At 53.7% G+C, this 501-nt stretch carries 1 protein-coding gene; it reads right to left on the bottom strand.

Annotation, left to right across the window (positions count from 1 at the left end):
- A partial coding sequence (proX, locus tag J5224_RS35525) for a glycine betaine/L-proline ABC transporter substrate-binding protein ProX (protein WP_264629450.1) occupies nt 1–501 on the bottom strand: 501 nt, incomplete at both ends.

The raw sequence follows: 501 nt of genomic DNA on the forward strand, positions 1-501 counted from the left end.
TCCCCGCTGCGCATCCGCATGTTCTGCGCGTTGATGTCGGCCAACGGCAGTTTCATGATGGCAAACAGCTTGGCAGCAGCCGGATTTTTCTCGGCCCACGCTTTGTTGGCTGCGATACGAATATTATTCACGGGGAAACCGTAGTCGTTGCCGTTGGCAAGCTTGGTGCTGGAGCCTTTCATTTCTCCCGGTTGAGAAGAGAAAGGCACCTGTAACCAGACAACATCGCGACCCGGCACCAACACATCGCTGACCCAGTACGGTGTCCAGGTGTAATAGAAGATAGGCTTGCCTTCTTTATAACGGGTAATGGCATCCGCGATCATCGCGGCGTAATTACCCTGATTATGTTCGACCGTGTTGCTCAATCCGTAAGCCTGAAGGTGATGGTTGATGGAGGCTTCGCAACCCCAACCGGGCGCACAACCGATCAGATCCGCTTTGCCGTCACCGTTGGTATCAAACAGCTTGGCGATCTCCGGGTCTTTAAATTGCTCAACG

The sequence above is a fragment of the Candidatus Symbiopectobacterium sp. NZEC135 genome, assembly GCF_025962695.1.